The following is a 23,576-nucleotide window of genomic DNA, read 5'->3' as shown; positions in this document are numbered from 1 at the left end:
CTAATAATCTCTGTGTTGTGTCTGTTATTATTTTCTCTGTTGATATCACATGCACAAGCAATTAACTGACCAACTAGTCAATGTGTTGGTGCGTTTCGTGCTAGCTTCTATTTATGTAGCCCTGTTTTTCATCAAAAACGATGGTGAGAAAATGAATTGAACAAATGATAAACAATATGGAGCTTGAGTAACGCTGATACAGAGGTTTAGCGCTATCAAAAACCTGAATTTGTTAATAAATTTCTACAGAGACACAATCAGATATAAACTATAATGCACCATTATTGTTAGTTTGCATTTATTTGGTGCGGTAAAGTGAGGTGCCATGTCGTTAATCGATACTATAAAAAAGATCCCCAAGGCAGAATTACACCTTCATATAGAAGGAAGTTTAACGCCAGAACTGATGTGGAATCTTGCTGCTAAGCACAGTGTATCACTTCCCTACAATAGCGTGGAAGAGATAGCGGCGGCATACAATTTCTCCGATTTGCAGAGTTTCCTAAACCTCTATTACGCTGGTGCGGGCGTATTGATTGATGAAGATGATTTTTATCAGCTGATGTGGGCCTACCTATCTCGCTGCCATGAAGAAAATATCGTTCATACCGAAATAATGTTCGACCCTCAAACTCACACAGAGCGCGGAATAGAGTTCGCGACTTTCATGGCGGGCTTTCTGCGCGCTATGCGGGATGCTGAGCAACAATTTGGCATCTCTAGTTACCTTATTATGTCTTTCTTGCGTCATTTGCCAGAGTCCTCGGCGTTTGAAACCTTAGAGCAGGCAAAGCCGTATTTTTCGGATATTCACGCCGTTGGGCTCGATAGTTCTGAATTAGGCCATCCGCCATCAAAGTTTGAGCGCGTTTTTAAGCAGGCCAAGCAACATGGCTTTAAAATAGTGGCTCATGCGGGTGAAGAAGGGCCTGCTTCCTATATCTGGGAAGCCATTAATTTGCTTGAGGTGGATAGAATAGATCACGGCGTAAGGTGTCAAGAAGACGCAGAGTTGATGACTTACTTAAAAGAAAATCAAATACCGCTTACTGTTTGTCCTTTAAGTAATCTTAAACTGTGCGTGATTGATGATATGAAGCAGCACAATATACTTACGCTGCTTGAAGAAGGGTTGCTAGTTACTGTGAACTCAGATGACCCTACTTATTTTGGCGGGTTCTTAAACGATAATTTTATCGCCCTTAGCGAATCTCTCGATGTTAATGAAGAGCATGTGAAAGCACTGGCGAAAAATAGCTTTACCGCTAGCTTTTTACCAGAGGATAAAAAGCGTCAGTATATTAATCAGATTGATGATGACGATTTTAGAAAATAAGCAGGTTTTTTATACCAGTCCGTTTAGATAAATGCTCACTCAGTGGGTAACTATCTATGCGGACTGGTATTACAGGCCCTTTTCCATTTTCGCAATGGTTGCTTTTATTACCGCGTCGAGGTTATCAGCTTCGCTAGCCACTTTATCCATAGCATTATCCTTGGCAAATAGCTCGATGTTGGATGCTTTTTCTCGCACGGCATCCGCGCCCACATCACCGGATAAACCTTTTAGGGAGTGGCTTTGCAAACGAACTTCATCCAAATTCATTGCGTTGATGGCGGCTAAAAGCTGCTGTTGTTTCAGATTTACTTGTTCTAAATACATACCAACGATACGGTTTAGGAGTGTTTCATTGCCTCCCAATCTGGCTAAGGCCTCTTCTGCGTTCCATAAATTTGCTTGAGTATCTGCGGTCATTGCAAAACCTTTCCTATGTTTAGATGAAATGACGATAGCAAAAAAAAGAGGAAATTGCAGTGGCTTTAAAAATGTACAGTAAAGATCAACACGCCCTAGCTTATAAATAAAAGTGGGAATATCTTTCGAGAGTATCTATTATTTAGACACAACAAGAGACTGCTGCTTGCTCAGCACTTTAAATGAGAGCGTCACGATAGGTACGTTAAAATGAGCACATCAAGATAAGTACGTGAGTGTTTGTCGCAATTTTTTTGGTTATCTCCTGTGATACCCTTCACGGTCTTTCATTATTTTTCATAGGGTAATGATGCATTACGATGAAAGTAGGGTAAATATAGATGAGTTCTACCATGCTAGCCGAGCATTATTGTTAGACTTATGTATAATGAAAATCAATTTTATTTAATTCTTCATTATCAAAACAGGGCTTTTTGTGACGCATTGTATTTCTTCTATTTTTTTAACGTTCAGCAGTTTGTCATAAATCATGTTAGCAAAAATAAAACCCTTCTCAGAGTGCAAAGTCTTAATCGTAGATGATGAGATTGCTAGTCGTATATTGCTTGAGTCTATTCTTGAAAGTTTTGTAGTGTGTCAAACCGCAAGTAGTGGTCGCGAGGCAATACAAAAATGCCGACAAGACGTGCCAGACCTAGTGCTACTAGATATGAACATGCCGGATAAAAATGGTTTGGAAGTATGCCAAGCGCTCAGAGTCTTTCCTGAAACGGCCTCTATCCCTATTATTTTCGTTACCGCGACTATGGACGTACAAGTTGAAAATGCGTGCTGGGAAGTAGGCGCTTCTGATTTTGTGATGAAGCCAGTAAATGCATCAACGTTGACTCACCGCATTAAAACTCACCTAGAGAATAAAACTCGGACTGAATTTTTGGAAAGTATGGTTTATCACGACCAACTTACTGGGCTGTATAATCGTTCGTACTTAGCAAAAGAAATTCCGAAAACAATCAAACAAGTGGCAAGAGACAAAGACAGTGTTGGTGCTATCGTTATCGATATCGACCGTTTTAAGCTGTTCAACGATAACTACGGTCACCTTGAAGGCGATACTTGCTTGCAAGGGGTTGCCTCTATCATTGAAAACACGGTTAAACGACCTAAAGATGCGGTTATACGTTTTGGCGGTGAAGAGTTCTTGGTGATATTGCCCTATGTAGATGAAATCGGCGCTGGTATTGTTGCTGAGCAAATCGTGAACGCTGTAAACGAAGCTAAAATTACCCATGAATATGGCCTTGATGGCATAGTGACAGTCAGTGCTGGATATTCCACAAAACCCGCCCGTGAACTCATCGATTCAAGTGCAACCTCCTTAATTAAAGAGGCCGATGTGGCGCTATTTGAAGCTAAAGATACGGGTAGAAACCAAGCGAAAGGTTTTTCACATTAGCCTTGAAACCATGGGGTATTTACAAATATAAATATCCCTGCTTTCGCCCCTCATCATGCTTTGCTTCTTATCATCCGTATCATCTGTATCATCTGTATCATCCGTATCATCCGTCATCTGAACCGATCACTTTGGTTTCATCCAAGACTTCGTTTTCATCCAACGCTCTGTTTTCACCCAAGACTTTGTCTTCACTAAAATGTTCCCGCCTGTGAATTAATGTAATAAGCTGTGTTGCGCCATCTAAAAAGCATTATATCTATCCTATTGTTTAATATTCACGATGGGGATTTGCGGGTAATCTAGGTTAATGTTTGAAATATTATTTGGTCACCTGACAAAGGACAATGTCATTGCGCGGATTTTTGCGTTGCGGGTGTTTAACGAGCGGTTTCAAGGTTTACTTAAATGATTTTTTACGACGAGCAATCTAATCTAAACGCATTGTTAGGGGAGCAGTTAAAAGAAACGTTCCAGCGAATTGTTAAAAGCGCAGCGAAAACAATGAATGTCTTTCAGTGCGCAATAGTGTGTTTAGATAAAGATACGGTAGAGATTGTTGCAAAAGCCTCATCAGCCCACGCACCCTCGTTTTCGGTTATTCCCTCATTTGCAGGTGACTTCTCGCCAAACAGCCGTTTTCCATTAGACAGTAATTTCCCTTCGTCCAGTATAGAGGCCACTATTGCATTTAAGCAGTGGGTAAAAACCTACTTCGACGCGAATACGTTCATTCGCGGTAAAGCACACGTATTAGATGATAAATGTATTTTTGTTGTGGCAATAAACGTCGATCCCAAACGTAAGGATGACGCTGATAAGCTCTTGCTTCTTGATGAATGGTTAAGCACCGAACTGTCTAAATTTGATATCGAAAAGACAGAAAATAAACAAAATACCTTATATGAAAAACTTCAAAGCGTTGCCAATATCGGCACGTGGGAAGTTGAGTTTGCGACTAATATACTCACCTGGTCGTCTCAAACAAGAAAGATCCACGAAGTTGACAGTGACTTTGAACCCTCATTAGGTTCTGCCATCGAGTTTTATAGAGAAGGTTTCGACCGGGACGAAATATCTCGTATTGTGGCTCATACCGCAGAAACCGGTGAACCTTGGAGCTCTACCTTGAGGCTGGTTACTGCAAAGGGAAATACAGTGTGGATTGAAACCCACGGTATGGCCGAAATGCAAAATGGCGAGTGCCTGCGATTATTTGGAACTTGCCAGAACGTGAATAAAGCAGTGGAACTGCGACTTGCATTAGACCAAAAGCGCAAAGAAGCAGAGGCCGTTGCAGCTGAGAAAGGCGCACTGCTTGCCAGAGTCAGCCACGAGTTGAAAACGCCATTAAACGGCATTGTCGGTATGCTAGAAGCGCTGAAGCACGAGCAGCATGATGGTCGACGCGAGAAAAAAGCAGACTTTGCCCTTCGCAGTGCAGACCGATTAGGTAGCCTAATTAATGATGTGGTGGATTATACTGCCATCATCAATCAGGACTTCACGCTAGAGACTACTCCGTTTTGTATAAAAGCGCTTCTTGATGACGTGGTAGGTATACTTGAAATGCGTTGCGAAGAGCGGGGCATAAGCTTTAATACGTCTCTAGAATTTGGGGCAGAAACCTACATTCAGGGTGATGCGGCGCGAATGGCACAAGTGGTCAAAAATGTTGCCTCATTTATCATCAAGCGCTCAGAGCTTAATGGCCTCACCATACACGTAGCCTTATTGCACAAAAAAGATAACGCGGTTTTTCACGCCTCTATTGAAGGTTCAGGGCCGGCAATGAGCGAACCTGCAATGCGGGAACTCTTTAAACCCCTTATGAGCGCCCCCCAGGAATCATCAGAATCGCGTAATGACAATGGTTTGGCATTATCCACGGCTAAGCAATTGGTAAGTAAAATGGAAGGCGAACTTACCGTTAGCTCAGTTGAACACCGGGGTACGTGTTTCGATATTGTTATGCCTGTTCAAGTTGTGCAAAACACCCATGATGTTATTGACTCAGAAGTCGTGTTCTCTTCAGATTTGTTGCGCACTACGATTAACGTGCTCATTGTTGACGACAACGATATTAACAGGCTTGTGCTGTCATCTATGTTTGAAGACTTTCAATTTGTTGTAGATATGGCTGAAAATGGGCAAATTGCGCTTGAGAAGGCTAGAGACAAGCAGTACGACCTCATATTGATGGACTTAGCCATGCCAGTGCTTGATGGCTATGGCGCAACTAGCGGGATCCTTGCTGAAAAGTTGCTGTCTGAAGTTGGTCGTATTGTAGCGGTAACCGCCCATACAGCACCTGATGATAAAAAAGCGTGTTTTGAGGCTGGAATGACTGGCTTCTTGAGCAAGCCAGTTGCCAAAAACGACGTGTTATCTCATGTGAAACAAACGCTAATTAGCAAATCGACTTTTGCCTAAATCGTTGTGTAAGCGGTTATTAGCTTAGAGGCTGCAGCCTTTAAGCTAGTAACCGCGACCGTTTTCTAACCCTTCATTCCACTTGCGAACAAATTCATCTGACCACGCATCCCAGCCGATAGTTGTCAGTGTCCAAATGGTAACGCCAAGAATGATCACATTGAGTACTAAACCAATAATGGCGATGATTTTTGCTTTGTTAACTTTACCAATGTTGTTGTATTCATTAGAGGCTTGCGCATAAGTCCGTTGAGACTTTATCGATAGGAGCAAAGCAGCAAGTGCCAACACCACAGTGAATCCACCGAAAATAAAAAGAAAACAGCTCAGCATGGCAAGCCAGTAGGTAAGGCCGCTATAGGGTAATTTGTTCATTTAGTGTCTCAACGATTATTATTGTCTTTCCTTGATGATTTATTTTTAATCGATTGATAGGGCAGTGTAAAGCGAAAAGTGGGCAAGGTGCTGCTTTCTTCTATCAGGACTATTACCGCAGGCTACAGCTTACTGCCTATCAAGCGATGGCGGTTCAGTCTTCACTTCATCCCAATGGTCAAGAATATAGTCGCTGAATTGGCTTCCCACTAAATAGGCTGATTCGATGGCACTTCTCATTGCTGCATACCCATCGCCAGAGCTTTCTGTTTCTAAATTTTCTGCGGCGGAAAGCCCTGGTGGTTGCATAGTAAAGTTACTAGCCGTACGCAATATGACTAAACGATTTTTGTCTACCAGACCTGCATTGTGTAAATAGGTCATACTCTGCAGTGTTGCCGAGTCTTCCATGCCTGACGTCATGAAGTTTCCCTTTGAACGAGTCCAGTAAGAAACCCAGTCATTAGCCCAGGTATTTAGCTTTTTGCCATGCCAAAACGTAGATGCTGATAGGTGAGAACCATAGGTAACAACAGGTTGTTGCAGCGCGTTGGGAAACCCTTGGTACTTAGAGCGCAATGCATCCATAGCAGGGGTATTAGGTAACTCGGTATTTTTAGTAAGAGAATATGCCCACTTTGCTAAGCTTTCGTTGAGCTGATAAACCTCGCCATTTGGGCTGTCTTCAACATTAACACTTTCGGCATTTGCGTATGGTGCGTGGGTGAATAGAGGAAAGTAACCCGTGTTCCAGCTATCCGGAATTTCCCGCGCATCAATGTGATGAGCAAGGTCGCCGTCTACCACATAGTCAGTCCAAACGGCACTGCCAATAGTGCTATCAAATGGGTCGATACCGGCAATGCCCGCCACTATCCAATACGCTTGTGATAAGTCAAAACGCTGGTCTAACCCTAACGCCATAATGGCAGCAGACGCTCTGGCAATACCCATTCCTGTTACAATACCAATCATGCCTTTTTGTTCATTTGCGAACACATCATGATGAGCATGGGGCATAGGGTAAACCGTATCTAATGACTCCCGTTCACGCCAAAGCTGGAACTCTCCCGGAGCGTCACCCGTGTCCTCGCCAATTTCAAACATGCTTACAACGACCACTTTTACCTTCAACTTCGTTTGTTCATGAGCCGGTGCTGCTGTAGAACTCGATGATGTCAACGATACAGAATTAGCTTGGGAGTTTGTGTCCTGTGCAAATGATGAAAAGCTCATTGCGCTTAAGATGCTCACAGCAATTGAAACGCTCAATGACAAAGTGGGCCGCAATAGGGATAAAACGCGTAAATACATAAATAAATGTCTCCAATAAAAAAGGTAAACCCAGAGAACTGGGTTTATACCAGTCCGCATAGATAATTATCCACTCAGCGAGACTTAAAATGTTCGGAATCGCGGCGTGTTACCGCAGGTGCAGTTGTTCTACATCAAGGTGACACAACAAAGAGTACGGGCATTTTAAACTCGCCCTTCGGGAAGGTCTGGCAAATTCCCCAGCGTCATTCTGGGAATTTGAAAGGGAACAGCCATTCCTGCATTCCCATGCTTTGCTAGGAAACTTGCCAGTGCCTTCTGAGTGGGCAATTATCTATGCGAACTGGTATCACCTTGGCTTGTCGCTTAAATAACAGGATTAAAATTTATAAGCGAAAGTAGCGTTCCAGTGACGTGGTAATTCCGGCAATACAATTTGACTACCAAACAAGTCCGGGAAGTTAGCACGGAAATAACGTTCATCGGTTAAGTTCTTAACCGTCACATTAACCGTCCAATCTTCAGCTTCATAAGACAGACCAGCATTCACTAAGGTGTAAGCAGGAAGTGTAACGGCAGCAGAAAAGCCAGAGGCGACCTCTTCTACATCAACAACACTTACATTGGCTGCGTATCCATTCTGGAAGTCGTAAGTGGCCGTCAGGGTATAAATATTTTCAGGAATACCCGCCTTACGACCGTCTGAATTGGCAAATCCTTCACCAATAAGGTTAAGCCCAATAACATTTCCGCCAAACACGAGAGACGGATCCGTAAGGTTGACCAAATCTTCAGCGCCCAAGAAACCAAACTGATTGCCGTTACTTAATGCAGTAAGGTTAATCACTTCAATGTTAGTGTAGCCTGCTGAAACCACAAGGTTTTCGTTAACCACCCAGCGAAGCTCAAACTCAATACCTTCGTTATTAGTCGTGTTATTGGTGACAACATTTTGCGTGTTGAAATCGGTGCGCTCTTGCTCAAAGGCAGATAGGGCAAAGTAAAGGGTGTCGTCTAATAGCGAGCCTTTAACACCGTACTCAATAAGTTCTGAAGTATCAAAAGCGCCGCTAGAGCCGGGTTGGTTTAACTGGCCTACACCAATCTCTGCACCTTGACCGGCAACGAGCGTTGCCTGTTCGGCAGCGGTGAAGTAAGGAATAAGGCCAAAATCGAACTCGTAGGAAATACTGGCATTCCAAGACCAACCGTCTACGGTTTCTTCTGCGTAAACCGGCGTCTCATCACCCGTAGCAAAAAGTAGTAAATCGCTGCGAGAAGTACTTTCAATGTCTATGGTGTCGTAACGTAAACCTAAAACGAGGTTAAGCCCCCAATCCCATGTTAAATCGGTCATGGCAGCGATGCCTAAATCTAGGTAGTTACCTACATCGTAGTTATCGTAATTTTTACCAGAGCGAGTTGACAATAAGCGGCGGTCTAATGGCGATGACGCCATAGTGAGGTCGCGGCGGTTAAAGTACTCAAACGTAAAGTCATCACCGTGTTCAAAGTCGGTGTAGCGTATAGATGGCGAGAATTGGAACTGCGCGAGTAAACTGTCTTTTTCGTATTCGGTAGCGAAAATGAGCTTATCTTCTACTACCCAGCTTTCATGAAACTGAGAAAATCCATAGGCGTTTTCATTGATGTTATCGTAATAATCGTAGAAAAGCTGGTTGCGAATTTCCCACTCATCAGCGTAAAAAATGGTATCAAAATAAAGGGTAATAGCTTCGTTACCGAGCTGATCATCAGGTGCAACAAGCACTTGGTTACCGCTTAATGTTGTTGTACCTACATTTTGAAGCTTCATTAAGTCGGTTGCTTCATCGTCGGTAAATGCTGCGCCAGGCACGTAGAAAAAGCTATTGCCCGCAATGTTAACAGCACCATATTCTTCATGGCTTATTTGTCCGTCACCATCGGTATCTAATGGCAGTGCTGTACCGGTAATGTAGGTTCCGTCGTCAACGAGGTCTTGAGTTAAACGGTTCCAACCAGCCACCTGGTTACCATCAAAGTCATGATACATTCCACCGAACTCAAAGCGCAGGTTATCGGTAATATCGATATTGAACGAGGCTTGTAAAATGGTTTGGTCGGTTTGCGTATTGTCGTAGTAGCTATCTGAGTTTTCTACTTCGCCGTAAAGATAGTAACCCATTTCTTTACCACCCACCTCAGCAGGGCCGCCCACTTCAGCGGTAAGAATACTCTTATCCCACGAACCTGCGGTGTAAGAAAGTCTACCTGTAGGAGAATCTAAGTATTGACCGGACGATGCGCGAGCAGATTTAGGGTTAAAGTTAAGGTAACCCCCAATCTTAGATGGGCCGTAAATAGGAGACGCGGGGCCACGTACAATATCTATTCGGCTAGATGCACCAATAGGGGTAGGGTAGTTGCCTGGGTTATCAAGACGCTTAACCCCTCTAAAATAGTTTTCACCTGGCGTTCCTCGAACATCCAAAGAGCCTGCCACACCAAAGAAAGATTGTGTAAATGTACCCGGTGCAAAGGCAACCAGTTCGTCTATATCCGTGACGTTAAATCGTTCCATTTGCTCTTGTGAAATGGTTGAAGCAGAGCGAGGGGTCTCCAAGATAGACTTTCCGAACCCAAAAACAGATTCAACGTCTTGCCCTGGTAAGCTGCCCAGCGAGCCTGTGACTTCAATTTTTTCAACATCAGCTTCTTTAGGCGTTTCCTCTTGCGCAATCGCACTTGTAGATATTGATGCCATAGCACCAATACCTACAATGAGAGCCCGAGATAGGGGGGATAGAGCGAACGTAGTGTGTTTCATGGCTTCCTCTTTTTATTTTATTTAGCTCTTTTGTGGAGCTTTTTTAACGCTGTTCTTGCTTGCTGCACAACATAATGCATAAAAACTAAAGAGCAGAAAAAGTGCCAACTTCCTGTCCACTTAGTCTGCATTTTTGAAATATTTAACGTGTTGATAAATATGGGCTTATTTTCGATCCTCGATAAATATAATGTTATATTTATGTAACGCTTTTTCTACATGATATCGAGCGCACCATTAATGGGAGTTTTGCCCGCTATTTGCACCAATAAGTGCTGCCCGATTTTCATGTGCAACTGGCTGATTTTCGTCGCTCTTTGAAAGATCACCACGCATTAGTACAGATGAATCTGTATCAGTCATTTTGGGCAGGGTTAAATCTAAGGCTATTGCGGTTAATCCCGCAGAGGTGACAGGAGAGGACAGTACGTTTTTAAGCCAAACGGGCAGTTGGGCAAGCGCTTCGGGAACCATCATCACGCCAATAGCCATACCAAGTGAGCAAGCGGTTACCAAACTGCTTCGTCTATCTAACGCGTGACTGGCTAATAGCTTAAGCCCGCCAACCGCAACCATGGCAAACATAACCAGTGTTGCTCCTCCTAATACAGGCTTTGGGATGGCTTGAAGTATGCCGCCAACAACAGGAAAAAACCCTACAGCAACAAACAGACCAGCCACATAAAACCCTACCTTTCTGCTGGCGATCCCGGTTAGTTGAATAACCCCATTATTTTGACCAAATGTAGTATTTGGGAATGTGTTAAATGAGCCTGCTAGTAATGAGTTTATGCCGTCACCGAGAATCCCACCCTTAATTCGAGAAAGGTAAAGCGGCCCGCTTGTCGGTTGCTTACAAAAAAGACTATTGGCAGTGAGATCGCCCGCGGTTTCGATAGCACTAAAGAGATAAATGAGTGCGATAGGCAAAAATAGTGAAATGTCGAAGTCGATACCAAATGCGAAGGGTTGTGGAATGGCGATAACAGGCAGAACCGATAAATGTTGAAGGTTTATACCGCCGGTGAACGCAACATAGATAGTGCCCAAAAACATACCGATAAAAATAGCTGACAATCTAAGCCAATGATTAGACGAGGCGTTTAAAAAAACAATAACAAGTAAGACGGCAACACCAGTTCCCAAATTTGATACATCAGCAAACCCTTTTGCATTAAAACCACCTGCCAAGTCTGTCATACCCACGTTGATTAATGACAACCCAATTGCCGTTATGACAATACCCGTGGTGAGTGGCGTGATAATGCGCTTTAGCTGGGCAATGAATAGGCTAAATACAATTTCAACCACAGCACCGGCCATGGTAAGTCCGAACAAAAGGGCAAGAATATCCTCAGGCGAGCCGCCATTATTTTTCACTTGATTGCCAGCAAGTAACAGTGCGCTGATAAATGCAAAACTAGTTCCCTGAATAGCCACGAGACCACTGCCAATAGGGCCGATTCGTTTGGTTTGAACCGCCGTACCAATACCACTTACAAACAAAGCCATACTAATGAGATAGGGAGTGTATTCTGCTAACTCTAATGTTGAAGCGATAATAAGCGTAGGTGTAATTACGCCTACAAAGCTGGCTAACATATGTTGAAAGGCAGCGATAAGTGACGTGAGTGCATTAGGCTTGTCGTGAAGATTAAAAAGTAGATCGCTATTGTGCATTATATTTCCAAATGAATCGTGCTTCGTACTCGCGCTTCGTACTCATGCTTCGTGCTCAAGAGCGAGCAACAAAAAGCGAGCAACAAAAAGTGAGCAACAAAAAAGTAAGCAGAATAAAAAGTAAATAAAGCAATTAGCTGACCAATTGGTCATTGTTATTCTCGAATTCAGTTTTATTTAAGTGACTGAAAAATAAATATAAAAATAAGATGTGAGAAGTGCTGTGAAAACAGGGAGGGAAATGTGCACTTTAGCTGTGCAACTGAGTGGTAATAGTGCAAAAAAAAATGACCCTAAGGTCATTGTAAAAGTGTCTGTATTAGGTCGAACATCTCAAAACGTAGTGTCATCGTCTAGGGTGACAAAGATAGAATGCCGTACTTCATCGAATAACGCTTTTGAGCAATGCCCTTGTCCTTCAGTATCCTCAAGAAGCAATACGTCGCCCGCTCCTAATACTCTGCTTTCTCCATTTGAAACGGTGAATTCAGCGCGACCTTTAATGATAAACAATAGCTGTCGGGCGGGGGCAGGGTGCCATTTAAAGTCATAGTCGGCAGGCGTTTCTCGAAATATTATTTTATCAACCCCAAATTTTTCAGAAAGCAGCCCAATGGGGCCGCCGTCTTTTAAATCGATATGGGCTTCACCAAAGTGGCTTTTCCCCTCATCATCGTTATAAATTCTGCTTATTTTCATTAGCTCTTTCCCTTTTATCTTTTGAACTATTAATTTCTATTTTTGAAACCTGTGAGTGCTACAACTTTGAAGTCCGAAGCCCGGCCCTGAAGAACGGTTCTTAAGAACGACCCTGATCAATGGTTCTCAAGAACTGCTCTGAAGAACGGCTACGAAATACAGCACTAAAGTGCACAAGCGCCACAGGGGGCGCTAGACATGCTGAAGGTTCTCGATGCTTTTGAATAACACCGATAAACTTGCTTCTACGTCACTTTCCTTTATTGACTCGCCAGGGTGATGGCTAATGCCACCTTTACAGCGCGTAAATAGCATAGCCACTGGGCATATATCAGCCATTGCCATAGCGTCATGCCCCGCGCCGGATGCCAATATTCTTGGCTTTATGTCGCTCAGTTCAACCCCACGCACTAAGGCTTGTTTTAGGTCTTCGTCGCACTGCACTGCAGGAGCAGCGTGAGTTTGCTCTACACTTAGCTTTACATTTCGCTTCGCGCCAATCTCGCCAAATTGCTGCATTATTTCTGCCAACGCCGCATCTCGCAGTGCGTCATCTTCGCTTCTTACGTCCAGTGAAAAACGGGTTTTACCCGATATCACGTTTACGCCGTTTGGCATGTTATCTATCTTGCCCACGGTTGCGACAACACCTGGTCGCTGATGGCTTGTGCGCTCTACCGCCAATATCATTTCTGCGCTGGCAGCAAGGGCATCGTAGCGCATAGACATAGGTACGGTTCCAGCGTGACCGGCCATTCCTTCAATGGTGATAGTAAAGCGCTTTGCGCCGGCAATGGCACTCACCACGCCTACAGGCAGATTTTCTTGTTCAAGAACCGGGCCTTGCTCTATGTGAAGTTCTAAATAGCCCAATATATCAGTAGGTGAAATACTGGCGCTGGACACTTCATCAAAATGAAGTCCAAATTGCTCCATTGCTTCGGCCAAACTCATGCCGTTTTCATCTTTTAAATGACGCCAGCTATCTTGCCAATTTCCTGTCAGGGCGCGACTGCCTAAAAGCGTTGTGCCAAAGCGTGTGCCTTCCTCATCGCAAAAGCCCACAATATCAATGTGAAAAGGAAATTTGCGCTGTAGACCGTCGAACATGGCAACCATTGAAATAGCGGCAATCACACCCAGCATACCGTCGTATTTTCCGCCGTTTGGTACGGTATCTAAATGGCTGCCTAAAATAAGGCGAGGGGCATTCGGCACTGTTGACGTATAGCGGCCCCAAATATTGCCAACGGCATCTTGCCAGGTTGTCATTCCCGCTTCAATCATCCAACCAGAAGCGAGTTGATTGGCAAGCCTGTGTTGCTCACTGAGGTAGCGCCTATCTAGGCAGTTGGGATTTTGACTTAGCGTGCCTAGTATTTCACATCGCGCCATTACCTGTGTAGCTAGTTCAGCGAACTCACTCATTCGCGCTACCCGCCTTGTTAACTGCATTCTTTGCTTGGGTATACACGTTAAGTGCGGCTTCAACGCCCGCACCAGCAGGGCAGTGATGCCCCTGCATGCGAAGTACGGTTTCTAGTGACTGCAAAGTATGAAGCACGGCGTCTTCGCGGGCGTTGTAGCCCATTGTGCCAATACGCCAAATTTTCCCTTTTAATGGCCCAAAGCTGGTGCCAATTTCAATGTTAAAACGCAGCAATAGGGTTTCTCGAACCTCTTCACCTTCAACATCATCTGGAATATACACACCTACCACGTTGTACATCTTGTGCTTTAAATCGCCAAAAGGCGCAAGCCCCATTGCTTGAATGCCCGCAAGCATGGCGTCGCCAGCCACTTTATGACGTGCAATAACCTGTTGCTGCCCCTCTTCCAAGTGCACTCGTGCGCATTCTCTTGCGCAGTACAGCATGCTGGCGGCTTCTGTGTGATGATTGAGGCGCTCATCACCCCAATAATCCATGATCATTGGCAAGTCGAAGTAGTTAGAGCGAATTTTAGGGCCTGTTGCCGCCTGGTGGTGGGCATCGCGAATGCCCGCTTCAACGTGATGACGAGTGCGAACGGTTTTGACAAACTTATCGCTAAGGGTAATAGGCGCACTGCCAGATGGGCCGCCTAAACACTTTTGTAGTCCCACTGATACTGCATCCAGTTTCCAAGCGTCTACCTCTAGCGGGTTTCCGCCAATTGAGGCAGTGGCGTCACAGTAAAAAAGCACGTCGTGGGCTTCACAAATTGCGCCAATATCAGCCAGAGGCTGCAGCATGGTGGTGGAAGTATCACCTTGCACAGTGGCAAGCAATTTGGGTTTAACCGCTTTAATTGCCGTTTCTATTTGTTCAGGGGTAAAGACTTCTCCCCAGGGCACTTCAATAGTATGTACTTCGGCATCGGCACGTTCAGCAATCTCAGCCAATAGGTGGCCAAAGCGGCCAAAAATAGGAATAAGTACTTTATCACCGGGCTCAATAGCCGACACAAGCACGGCTTCAATACCTGCACGTGAGGTGCCGTCTACCAAAAACGTCTGCTGATTTTTGGTATTAAAAACATCGCGATACAAGGCCATGGTTTCGTTCATGTAGCCTGTCATTACAGGGTCGTATTGGCCCACTAGCTGTGTTGCCATTGCCGATAGCACCCGCGGGTAACAGTTAATGGGCCCTGGACCCATAAGAAGGCGAGGTGGAGGAGAAAGCGGTGTAAAACCTTGCATAAAAGAAAACTCCTAAATGAGTACCTGCGCAAGCATGCGCAGGCCTGTAATAATAAGAACGACGGCAAATATTTTTTTGAGCAGTCCAGCATCTAGCTTGCTGGCAATGTTTGCACCAATAGGCGCAAAAAGAACGGTAAGTGGCACAATACAGGCAAATCCAAGCAGGTTAACGTAACCGTAGGTTGCAAATGGTGCATCAGGTGGTGTTGTGCCCACAAACAGCAGCGTAATAGCCGCTGGCAATGAAATGATCAGCCCCACAGCGGCGGCAGTGCCCACGGCCTTGTGCGCGGGGTAATTACAAAAGGTAAGGGTTGGTACGGTAAGTGTTCCACCGCCAATGCCCACCATAGAGCTAAATAAGCCGATGCAGGTGGCCATGACCGATTGCCCGCCCTTATTTGGTAGGCTGTTGAACAAGGCTTCTTTTCGGCCAATTAGCATGTTTATGGCCGATAACGTAGCGATAACGCCAAACATTAGCGTTAATAACGTGGGGTTAACTGCGGTAACGGCATAGCTTCCCACAAGAACACCAACAAGTATAAACAGCGCCCATGATTTAAGCAGGGCAAAGTCTACATTGCCCTTGCCATGGTGGGCTTTAATTGAGCTCAGCGAGGTGGGCACTATGGTGGCTAACGAGGTAGCGGTAGCAATAACCATGGCGCTTTCTGAGGATACTCCAAGTGCCTGAAATAAGAAAAAGAGTACAGGCACAATAACGATGCCGCCCCCAACGCCGAGCAACCCTGCTAGTAATCCGGCAAAAACGCCGGTGCCAATTAACGATAAAATTACCGTTATGTTTTCCATTAAAAACTGCATGTTTGTGTTATCTCTTATTAATCTAAATTTTATGCGCTAAAGCCGATGTGCGTTTGTCTCTGAGCTATACCGGGTTCTTGTAGATGACCAGGTAAAAGGCCACTGTTAAAAGCCCGCACAACACAAGCCGCTATTAGTAACAGCCTTGAAAAACGGAATTAAGTAGCGGTTATGAATAACTGCTAAAAATAACCGCTAACACTAACTGCTATAAATCGCCCAGATAGACTTTGCCGTCGCTGCGCGGATCGCTCGCCCCAGTAACATCACCTGTTTCTTGGCGAATAATAGCGCCAGCATGGCCCATTAATTCATTGCAAGGGTCTACGGTTACTAAGTCGTGGCCGCGAGCCACTAAACTTTCACCTACGTATTCAACAAGATCACGCTCGGCTTTTAAATTATGGCTCTCATCACCCCAGGTGCGGCCTAACAACCATCGACCCAGCCATATCGCTTTGTCGATTGGCTGATTGTGATACACATGGCGGGCAAAAAGCGCGGCTTGAGTTTGTGGCTGACCTTCACCTCCCATAGTGCCGTAACTCATGCGACGACCGTCGCTAAGCTCTGCAAACGCAGGGTTTAGTGTATGAAATGGCTTAAGCCCTGGCGCTAAATATTGATTGCTAGAGGAGTCGAGCGAAAACGACGTTCCGCGGTTATTCCACACAATGCCGGTTTGCGGGCTCACTATGCCTGAACCAAACTCCCAATAAAGCGACTGTATGTAGCTCACCATGCGGCCTTCACTATCACAGCAACCCATCCAGATTGTATCTCCAGGCTTAGCCACATGAGGCCAAGGTTGTGCTGTATCTAACGAAATATGTTGTGCCATTTCATTTAGCGACTCGTCTGTAAGTAGCTGTTGTAAGTCAACTGGCGTTCGAGATGGGTCGGTCACATTGTTGTTGCGTGCAATAAACGCTTGCTTGGTACATTCGATAAGTAGGTGCACCATGTCAGCATCGCTGCTGCCCAAGTGCTGTACTTTATCGTAAAGCGCTAAAATAATAAGCGATGCCACACCTTGGGTTGGAGCCGGTAAATTATAGAGTTTACCTTTTGACGTAGTAACGTGAAGTGGAGTTACCCGCTGCGCCTTATAGTTCTCAAAGTCTTCTAAGCGAATAGGAGAGCCTGCTGCTTCTAAATCAGCGGCTAACTTTTGCGCCAATTCACCGTGATAAAAGTCGTCTAGGCCTTTTTCTGCCAAATGAGCGAGGGTTTTTGATAAGGCCGTTAGCTTAAGGATTTTTCCCTTTTTAAGTGCTTTGCCTTTAATTAAAAATTGATCAAAATTTTCATTACCGGCGAGGTCATCAAAGGTTTTATTACTTGCATCGGTTAAGCTTTGGGTAACTTCAATTCCCCAGTTAGCTTGGCTTATGGCTGTATCTAATAAAGTGGTAAGCGGAAGACCTTCTTTGCCACCTTGCCACTCTTTACTTATTTTTAGTGCTTCGCTCCAGCCCGCTACCGCGCCTGCCATTGTGAGTGCAGACATACCGCCGCGACTTGGAATAGCATCATAGTCTTTGTAAAATGATGGGGTGGCTCCTTTTGCTGCAACACCTGACGCATCAATACCCACCGGCGCTTTACCCGGCTCGCTGATAAGCCAAAAGCCGTCACCGCCAAGGCCGTTCATATGGGGGTATTCCACAGCAATGGACGCCGCCGCAGCAACCATAGCTTCAATGGCCGTGCCGCCTTTTTCCAAAATATTCAAACCTACCTGAGATGCCGCAAAATGCGGGGCGGTAAATGCAATATTAGATTTTTTTGTCATCATTCTTTCCTTTGATTTCAGGCATCGCGTGCTTCGACATTCACATAGTGAGATTTTTATTGTGCATGCACTTGTTGCTATGTGTTGTAGCTGTTGTGTTAGCAAAGCGAGTTTTTATGGAGTAATGCTTTTGCTAATACTTTTCTAATTGTTTCGCTAATGGCTCTTTAGTTTTCCCGCTAACAGCTTCCTAATTTTCTCGCTAATGGCTCTCTAATCTCCTAGCTAACGCTAGGAGCGCAAGGTCGTTGCCTTTTTTGCCTACAAACGATAATCCGCAGGGGGCATTGTTTAGCGCAAATAACGGCAAATGAAGCTGTGGTAACCCGGCTAGCCCTGTAAGAGAGGTTAACGCGAGTAGTGAATTTCTATCATTTGCCAATGTGGTACTGTCGGCATCACATCGAGGTGCAATGCCTGGCGTAGTGGGTATTACCAATACATCGATATCTTGAAACAGTACTTCAAGGTGTGTAACAAGGTTGTGTTGCTGCAGTTTTGCAAAGGCCACTTCCTCGGCCGTTATGGTTTTACACCACAACAAGCGAGACATAATATCTTCTGCAATATCTGGTTTTTCCTCTTCTATCCACTGACCGTGCTGCTGCCAAATTTCATTGCCTTGCAATACTCTAAATGTGGCAGCGGTATTCATAGCAGCTAGGTCGAACTTGTCAGAAAAGATATCCTTGGTGTTAACGTGTGGACGAAGGTTTTCTTCTATCCATGCACTGCAATGCTCTTTGTGAAGGGCACTGTCAAACAAATTGTGGGCAATACCAAAGCGAGGCTCGCCTGTAATATCGCGTTGGGTATGTGCTGGAATACACACTTCGCTTACCAATTCGAAGGTGGCTAAGTCTCTCGTCATCCAGCCCACGGTATCAAAAGAGGGCGCTAAGGCCACCATATTGTCGCATTCAATAATGCCGTGGGTTGTTCTCATGCCCCACAGCCCTTGATAACTGGCAGGAACTCGAATAGAGCCGCCGGTGTCGGTGCCTAAACCGATGTCTGCTAGTCTGCTGCTAACCGCAACGGCAGAGCCAGATGATGACCCGCCGGGAATATGCTCGGGAGCCGCAGGGTTGGTAAGCGCAGGAAAGTGCTTGTTTTGCCCGTGTAGGCTATAGGCAAGCTCATCGGTAATTGTTTTCCCTTTAAACACTGCACCAGCGTTTAGCAGTGCCTTTACTGTGCTGTTCGTCTCAATTGCATTACTTTTATGAACATTTACATGCGACTTCAAATAGTCAGGATTGCCTGCACCTGTTGGCAGGTTAGTCATGTGAAATAAGTCTTTCACCGCCAGCCCTAAATGTTCAAGGAGACCTTTAGGGGAACCCTCTAGGGCGAACTGGGATTTTTCTTCATTAATAGGTGGCGTTAATACAAAAGGAGAGTTCACTGCGTGTTTTGTTATAGTCATTATAATTTTTCAATACCCTATGAAACAATCGTTTCAAAATAATGTCAAGAGAAACAATTGTTCCTTTTGTCTCATGCATCTTTATATTAATGAGGCTATTAAACGAAAGTATTTTTTAAGGGGTTCGAAAATGCCTTGTTGATTAGACTTTTACAAGCAACAAAATAATGCTGGATAAATGCACTCACATAAGGGACTTAAAAGAAATGAGGCTTGATTATCGTTCGGAGTCCTCCAATTCATCCATTTGCTTGTAAATTTCAGTAATGGCATCAACACGCGTAGAGGCCGTTAAGCCAAGTTTGGTATACGTTAAGTTACACAGCGTAGCAACTAGGCTCATTGGTGCAGCGTAGCTGTCAAAGGGGGCATCACTGCCGATATGCGATACCAAAAGGTGGTCGACAAGGCGTTTATAGCCCTGACCGGTGGGATCGGTAATTAACACGGTTTTACAGTGCTTGATGTTTTCGAGCACAAACTTAAATTGGCGAGTGCGACGGCGAAAGCCAAACAAAACCACTACGTCTTTATCAGTAAGGTCGATAATATCCTCACTGAGTGTCTGTCCGGGCTGAGGAAGCACTCGAACCGACGCTCGTATTTGCTTTAACTGTTGGCGAAAGTGAAGGGCAATAGGGTAGGCGTTTCGAAATCCAATAAGGGTTACTTGCCCAGCATTGGCCAGCAATGTAGCAATAGAGGTTAGCTCTTCAACAGCTATACCATCAAAACTTGCCGCTAGGTTTTGTACTTCACTATCAAAATGGTGTTTTTCATTATTGTCTGAGGCAATAGGCACGCCCTGTTCCCGCAGTGTGGTGAGTGAGGCTCTTGCTTGCTGGTGAGATTCAAAGCCAACCTGGCGAAAGAACCGGCTTACCGTGGCCTTAGATGTACCTACATTTTCCGCAATCAGCGATGTTGACTGCGATAGCACTGCAATTGGATTTTTTTGAAGGTAGTGCGCTATTGCCTTGCCCGCAGGAGACAGCGTTGCATAATGCTGTGCTATTTGCTCTAAAACGTCGTTTGGGCTTTTATTCGCTCTTTTTTTAGTCATGGTCTTTTTTGCAACAGCTCATCAGCGCTAACGCCATTTTTAGAAATAGTGATTTGATAAGAGTATTCCATGATTCCAATTGCTTATGCAATTTATTACAGAATGTGACGGTACATTTACGCCACCGGTGATAAATTACAGCGACCTAAAAACTGCTGCCACATAGAAACATGTTCCTGCATGGCATTGCTGTATGTAGCAAATCCTATGTTAGCTTGTTGGTTAATATAGCGCTTAAATGAACTGTGAAGCGCCGGGTTGTCTTGCCACTTTTCCCATAACGGCATCAGTTTGTAGTGGTAGTTGTTTACCAAACTGCCCACGGGCTGAATTTCTTCAATAAAAAACAAATAAAACACATTACGAAGAATTTTAGCGGTATCACTCGCGCGACCCTCTGGGCAAGCAATGGCATTGAGTTGGGGGGCAAGAGACTCTGTGAGCTTTGGTAAAGTAGTAGCAAGGGTTTGCTGCGTTTGCCATAAACTCGCCGGCAGTCGCGAAGAAAGAATTATCTTAAGCTGTGCTTCTAACTCGCTGCTATCAATACTTTTGCTTAACGCCGCGGGGGCTAATAGCTCATCCAGAAAGTATAAGCTATTAATACTGGCTAACGCATCTTTGTTGTTCTCAGTGGCAAGGAGGCGCTCAGGGCTATTTAAACCTAGGCGCAACTCTTTGCTGGTTTGAATAAGGTTAGCCCAGCTTTGCGTGTAGTCAGCCTCTTTTGCTTCTTTCCAAGCGGCCAGCGTATCGGCTAGCTTTGTGTCAGTTTCTCTCAGTGAGTTTTCACAGGCTGAAAACACCGACAGCAGCTTACTTTCATACACTAAGCGCTGAGATGGCAACTGGCTTTTGCCAAGGGACGTATTGCGTTCGGCAACAACTCGTCCTAACTCGCAGTCTAATATGGCATAAAACTCTCGTAAGTTTATGCTCAACCCTTCAATGTTGTACTTTAATTGCGAGCCGTCTGTCAGTTTTGGCAACGGTTTCACAACCGTCTCCGGTAATGGAGTGTCTAATACTCGAGAAAGCCGCCCCTGATAATTATCAAGACTATCTTTTACCGTTTCTTGCCCAAAACACCCCGATAGCAAAATGATGGCGATTGCAGCGAACACGTACCGCGAAGCCGGTGCGAATGTTGGCGTGTAAGGCAAGTCGCGTGTAAAAAGCATAGCGCGTGTAAAAGGCATAGCGAATGTAAAACGTTGAAACTTCATCATAGATTGTGCGTCTCTTTTTAATTGAGCTCTTTCGCTTTATATTTCAGCGCTGGTATAAAGGCTTCGGCCGCCATCCACATAGATAATTTGCCCCGTTATATAAGGCGCAGAAACAAGAAACATCAGCGTTTCTGCAATATCTTCTGGGTTTCCAAGTTGGCGAAGTGGAACGCTGTCGAGTAAACGCTTTTTGTCTTGCTCGTTCATCTCCCGCTCTGGCCATAGTATAGCGCCGGGGGCAATACCGTTTACTCTAACCTCTGGTGCAAGGTCTATCGCCATAGAGCGCGTGAGTGATGCTAACCCTGCTTTTGCCAATAAATACACGCTGTGTTTAGGCAACGGTCTATCAATGTGCATATCTATCATATTGATAACGCTGCCTTTACTGTTTGTCAGTGCTGGCGTTAATGCTTGAGACAAAAACAACGGGCCTTTCACATTGCTACCCACTAATGACGACCAGTCGTCTTCGGTAATTTCGCCGAGGGGCGTGGGATAAAAACTCGATGCATTGTTGACCAGTAAGTCTAATCGCCCCCAGATAGCCACTGACTGTTCAGCTAATCTTTGTACGCTGTCTTTATCGCATAGATCGCCCTGAAGGCAGGCAGCAGAATTTTCGCGAGATTGATTGAGTTCGTTAACTAAGCCATTTGCCTCATTTGAAGACGTGGAGAAATGAATGATGACTGCATATCCACTTGCGTGAAGTCGACGAGCTATTGTCGCGCCGATGCGCTTTGCAGCGCCAGTTACCAATACGACAGGCGTTACGCTTTCCTTGTAAACATTGTTGGCTGCAAACGCATTAAGGCCGTTGTCTTCCATAAAAACTCACTTTTGTATTTACGCTATGCGTATTTCGTACGCTGAATATCGCTAATAATGTCTTTTGCTTGAACGATATAATGAGCGCCGAATAATAACCCGTGGTTTAAAATATGGTAAAGCTGATAGATTGGTTTTCTTTGAATGTAATTTTTTTCAATGGGTGAGGCATTGTTATAGCCTTTAAAAAAAATATCGGGGAAGCCACCAAACAACTCGGCCATGGCCAGATCTGTTTCTGCATCACCCACATATACAGCAGGGTCGTAAATTACCGGGCCTTTCGCAGTAAAGCCTATATTGCCCTGCCACAAGTCTCCATGCAGTAGCGAAGGGTGGGGCTGGTGTAAGCTAAGCACATTGCGAGCGTATTCAACAATATCATCGGCATTACCATCACTTTTTTGCCATACATTACTGGCAATTAAGCGCTCAAGCATGCTTCCTATTCGCCGTTCAGCAAAAAAATCTGCCCAAGACGCCGCGCGCCCATTGGTTTGAATACTTAAACCAATAAAATTATCGTGTGGCCAGCCATAGCTCGTATAGGCATTTACGCTATGCAGCTGCGCAAGTTTTTCTCCCATCACAAAATAGCTGTTCAAATCAGGCGTAACAAAACGGCAGTGGCATAACACTAAATATTCCATATTGGGTGTTTCGTTTTTGGTAACTCCGTGGCAGATAACCTTGGGCACCAAAATTGTGTTGGTTTGTGATAGCGCTTCTAACCCTTCAGCCTCATGAAATAGTTGCTGGGTATCATCGTACAGCCGTGTTTTGACAAAGTATCGATGGCTTTCATCCTTGATAATAAAGCATGCGTGAGTATGGCCACCTGTTACGGGCTCTGCGCGCTGGCAATTAAAAAATTGACCTGTTGCTTCAGAAATATGTTCGCTGATGAAATGCCACATAACACACCTGTGGTTAAATTTTGAACAGAGTTAAAGTATGGAGCAAATCACAAAAAATGCACGGTTAATGGCAAGTGTCTTTAAGGAAAAGCATTCAAATTAAGCGATTGAATGCCAATTAGTTGATGAAACCTGCTTTCATCATTGAAGTTGTGCATACACTCGTTATAATCGCCCATCGAAAACATATTAATAATTCAACGTTGTGCATTATTTTGTACTTTGTTTTTACCCTTTGCTTTAATTCTTTGGCGCTACGGTTTTTGAGTGACAACGCCTGCCGTAAAATTAATGGTGTAAGCGGGATAAACACGAACGTTGGAGAAATACGAATAGCGTATTCCACGCTCAAAC

Annotated in this window: 18 protein-coding genes; 3 read left to right on the top strand and 15 right to left on the bottom strand. The window is 44.7% G+C overall.

Annotated elements, in window-relative coordinates; translation table 11 throughout:
- Positions 1-325: 325 nt before the first annotated feature.
- Positions 326-1,336 (top strand): adenosine deaminase, encoded by a 1,011-nt coding sequence (locus tag JV36_RS0101960; RefSeq protein ID WP_032095080.1) that lies wholly within the window; start codon positions 326-328, stop codon positions 1,334-1,336.
- A 69-nt stretch (positions 1,337-1,405) separates the two neighbouring features.
- Here the strand turns inward: JV36_RS0101960 and JV36_RS0101955 are convergent, their stop codons facing one another.
- The gene (locus tag JV36_RS0101955; protein WP_032095081.1) at positions 1,406-1,756 is read right to left on the bottom strand and encodes an Hpt domain-containing protein; all 351 of its coding nucleotides are present in this window, start codon (positions 1,754-1,756) and stop codon (positions 1,406-1,408) included.
- A 490-nt stretch (positions 1,757-2,246) separates the two neighbouring features.
- On the opposite strand from JV36_RS0101955, the gene JV36_RS0101950 reads away from it, so the two are divergent.
- Positions 2,247-3,173, top strand: a complete 927-nt coding sequence (locus JV36_RS0101950) for a GGDEF domain-containing response regulator (RefSeq protein ID WP_032095082.1) — start codon at positions 2,247-2,249, stop codon at positions 3,171-3,173.
- Between the two features lie 408 nt (positions 3,174-3,581).
- Positions 3,582-5,606 carry a response regulator gene (locus JV36_RS0101945; RefSeq protein ID WP_032095083.1) on the top strand — a complete coding sequence of 675 codons (2,025 nt, stop codon included), beginning with the start codon at positions 3,582-3,584 and terminating at the stop codon, positions 5,604-5,606.
- A 45-nt stretch (positions 5,607-5,651) separates the two neighbouring features.
- On the opposite strand, the gene JV36_RS0101940 is transcribed toward JV36_RS0101945, so the two are convergent.
- The 14 genes from JV36_RS0101940 to JV36_RS0101875 all read right to left on the bottom strand — a co-directional run bounded on the left by JV36_RS0101940 (position 5,652) and on the right by JV36_RS0101875 (position 23,222).
- The gene (locus JV36_RS0101940) at positions 5,652-5,981 is read right to left on the bottom strand and encodes a CCC motif membrane protein (RefSeq protein ID WP_032095084.1); all 330 of its coding nucleotides are present in this window, start codon (positions 5,979-5,981) and stop codon (positions 5,652-5,654) included.
- A 129-nt stretch (positions 5,982-6,110) separates the two neighbouring features.
- Entirely contained in the window at positions 6,111-7,295 is a 1,185-nt protein-coding gene (locus JV36_RS0101935) for a purine nucleoside permease (protein WP_235207736.1), read from the bottom strand.
- Positions 7,296-7,635: 340 nt separating this feature from the next.
- Entirely contained in the window at positions 7,636-10,065 is a 2,430-nt protein-coding gene (locus JV36_RS0101930) for a TonB-dependent siderophore receptor (RefSeq protein ID WP_032095085.1), read from the bottom strand.
- A gap of 237 nt (positions 10,066-10,302) precedes the next feature.
- A complete protein-coding gene (locus JV36_RS0101925) occupies positions 10,303-11,745 on the bottom strand; it encodes a uracil-xanthine permease family protein (protein ID WP_081926493.1) in 1,443 nt (480 codons plus the stop codon).
- Positions 11,746-12,078: 333 nt separating this feature from the next.
- A complete protein-coding gene (locus tag JV36_RS0101920) occupies positions 12,079-12,444 on the bottom strand; it encodes an AraC family ligand binding domain-containing protein (protein WP_032095086.1) in 366 nt (121 codons plus the stop codon).
- Between the two features lie 192 nt (positions 12,445-12,636).
- Entirely contained in the window at positions 12,637-13,872 is a 1,236-nt protein-coding gene (locus JV36_RS0101915; RefSeq protein ID WP_032095087.1) for an allantoate amidohydrolase, read from the bottom strand.
- Positions 13,865-15,127 carry a pyridoxal-phosphate-dependent aminotransferase family protein gene (locus JV36_RS0101910; protein ID WP_032095088.1) on the bottom strand — a complete coding sequence of 421 codons (1,263 nt, stop codon included), beginning with the start codon at positions 15,125-15,127 and terminating at the stop codon, positions 13,865-13,867. Before JV36_RS0101910 ends, JV36_RS0101915 begins: the two co-directional genes overlap by 8 nt.
- Positions 15,128-15,139: 12 nt before the next feature.
- Positions 15,140-15,958 carry a sulfite exporter TauE/SafE family protein gene (locus tag JV36_RS0101905; RefSeq protein WP_032095089.1) on the bottom strand — a complete coding sequence of 273 codons (819 nt, stop codon included), beginning with the start codon at positions 15,956-15,958 and terminating at the stop codon, positions 15,140-15,142.
- Between the two features lie 208 nt (positions 15,959-16,166).
- Positions 16,167-17,753 (bottom strand): gamma-glutamyltransferase family protein, encoded by a 1,587-nt coding sequence (locus JV36_RS0101900; protein ID WP_032095090.1) that lies wholly within the window; start codon positions 17,751-17,753, stop codon positions 16,167-16,169.
- Between the two features lie 202 nt (positions 17,754-17,955).
- Positions 17,956-19,182: an amidase gene (locus JV36_RS0101895; protein ID WP_032095091.1), complete on the bottom strand. Its 1,227-nt coding sequence runs from the start codon at positions 19,180-19,182 to the stop codon at positions 17,956-17,958.
- Positions 19,183-19,399: 217 nt separating this feature from the next.
- On the bottom strand, positions 19,400-20,245 hold the full coding sequence (locus tag JV36_RS0101890) for a MurR/RpiR family transcriptional regulator (RefSeq protein WP_032095092.1): 846 nt from the start codon (positions 20,243-20,245) through the stop codon (positions 19,400-19,402).
- Positions 20,246-20,361: 116 nt separating this feature from the next.
- Positions 20,362-21,474 carry a DUF3080 family protein gene (locus JV36_RS0101885; protein WP_235207735.1) on the bottom strand — a complete coding sequence of 371 codons (1,113 nt, stop codon included), beginning with the start codon at positions 21,472-21,474 and terminating at the stop codon, positions 20,362-20,364.
- A gap of 36 nt (positions 21,475-21,510) precedes the next feature.
- Entirely contained in the window at positions 21,511-22,305 is a 795-nt protein-coding gene (locus JV36_RS0101880) for a pteridine reductase (RefSeq protein WP_081926492.1), read from the bottom strand.
- Between the two features lie 23 nt (positions 22,306-22,328).
- Positions 22,329-23,222 (bottom strand): fructosamine kinase family protein, encoded by an 894-nt coding sequence (locus JV36_RS0101875; protein ID WP_032095093.1) that lies wholly within the window; start codon positions 23,220-23,222, stop codon positions 22,329-22,331.
- Between the last annotated feature and the right edge of the window lie 354 nt (positions 23,223-23,576).

Source organism: Alteromonas sp. LOR (assembly GCF_000753865.1).
Taxonomy (GTDB): Bacteria; Pseudomonadota; Gammaproteobacteria; order Enterobacterales; family Alteromonadaceae; genus Alteromonas.
Note: the sequence above shows the minus strand (reverse complement) of the source record. Positions and strands in the feature narration are given on the sequence as shown.

Excerpts from the sequence above, each read along its gene's own strand:
- JV36_RS0101935 (WP_235207736.1), bottom strand. The coding sequence starts at position 7,295 with ATGTATTTACGCGTTTTATCCCTATTGCGGCCCACTTTGTCATTGAGC.
- JV36_RS0101940 (WP_032095084.1), bottom strand. The coding sequence starts at position 5,981 with ATGAACAAATTACCCTATAGCGGCCTTACCTACTGGCTTGCCATGCTG.
- JV36_RS0101880 (WP_081926492.1), bottom strand. The coding sequence starts at position 22,305 with ATGGAAGACAACGGCCTTAATGCGTTTGCAGCCAACAATGTTTACAAG.
- JV36_RS0101915 (WP_032095087.1), bottom strand. The coding sequence starts at position 13,872 with ATGAGTGAGTTCGCTGAACTAGCTACACAGGTAATGGCGCGATGTGAA.
- JV36_RS0101910 (WP_032095088.1), bottom strand. The coding sequence starts at position 15,127 with ATGCAAGGTTTTACACCGCTTTCTCCTCCACCTCGCCTTCTTATGGGT.
- JV36_RS0101930 (WP_032095085.1), bottom strand. The coding sequence starts at position 10,065 with ATGAAACACACTACGTTCGCTCTATCCCCCCTATCTCGGGCTCTCATT.
- JV36_RS0101960 (WP_032095080.1), top strand. The coding sequence starts at position 326 with ATGTCGTTAATCGATACTATAAAAAAGATCCCCAAGGCAGAATTACAC.
- JV36_RS0101925 (WP_081926493.1), bottom strand. The coding sequence starts at position 11,745 with ATGCACAATAGCGATCTACTTTTTAATCTTCACGACAAGCCTAATGCA.
- JV36_RS0101875 (WP_032095093.1), bottom strand. The coding sequence starts at position 23,222 with ATGTGGCATTTCATCAGCGAACATATTTCTGAAGCAACAGGTCAATTT.
- JV36_RS0101885 (WP_235207735.1), bottom strand. The coding sequence starts at position 21,474 with ATGATGAAGTTTCAACGTTTTACATTCGCTATGCCTTTTACACGCGCT.
- JV36_RS0101905 (WP_032095089.1), bottom strand. The coding sequence starts at position 15,958 with ATGCAGTTTTTAATGGAAAACATAACGGTAATTTTATCGTTAATTGGC.
- JV36_RS0101950 (WP_032095082.1), top strand. The coding sequence starts at position 2,247 with ATGTTAGCAAAAATAAAACCCTTCTCAGAGTGCAAAGTCTTAATCGTA.
- JV36_RS0101920 (WP_032095086.1), bottom strand. The coding sequence starts at position 12,444 with ATGAAAATAAGCAGAATTTATAACGATGATGAGGGGAAAAGCCACTTT.
- JV36_RS0101895 (WP_032095091.1), bottom strand. The coding sequence starts at position 19,182 with ATGACTATAACAAAACACGCAGTGAACTCTCCTTTTGTATTAACGCCA.
- JV36_RS0101945 (WP_032095083.1), top strand. The coding sequence starts at position 3,582 with ATGATTTTTTACGACGAGCAATCTAATCTAAACGCATTGTTAGGGGAG.
- JV36_RS0101890 (WP_032095092.1), bottom strand. The coding sequence starts at position 20,245 with ATGACTAAAAAAAGAGCGAATAAAAGCCCAAACGACGTTTTAGAGCAA.
- JV36_RS0101900 (WP_032095090.1), bottom strand. The coding sequence starts at position 17,753 with ATGACAAAAAAATCTAATATTGCATTTACCGCCCCGCATTTTGCGGCA.
- JV36_RS0101955 (WP_032095081.1), bottom strand. The coding sequence starts at position 1,756 with ATGACCGCAGATACTCAAGCAAATTTATGGAACGCAGAAGAGGCCTTA.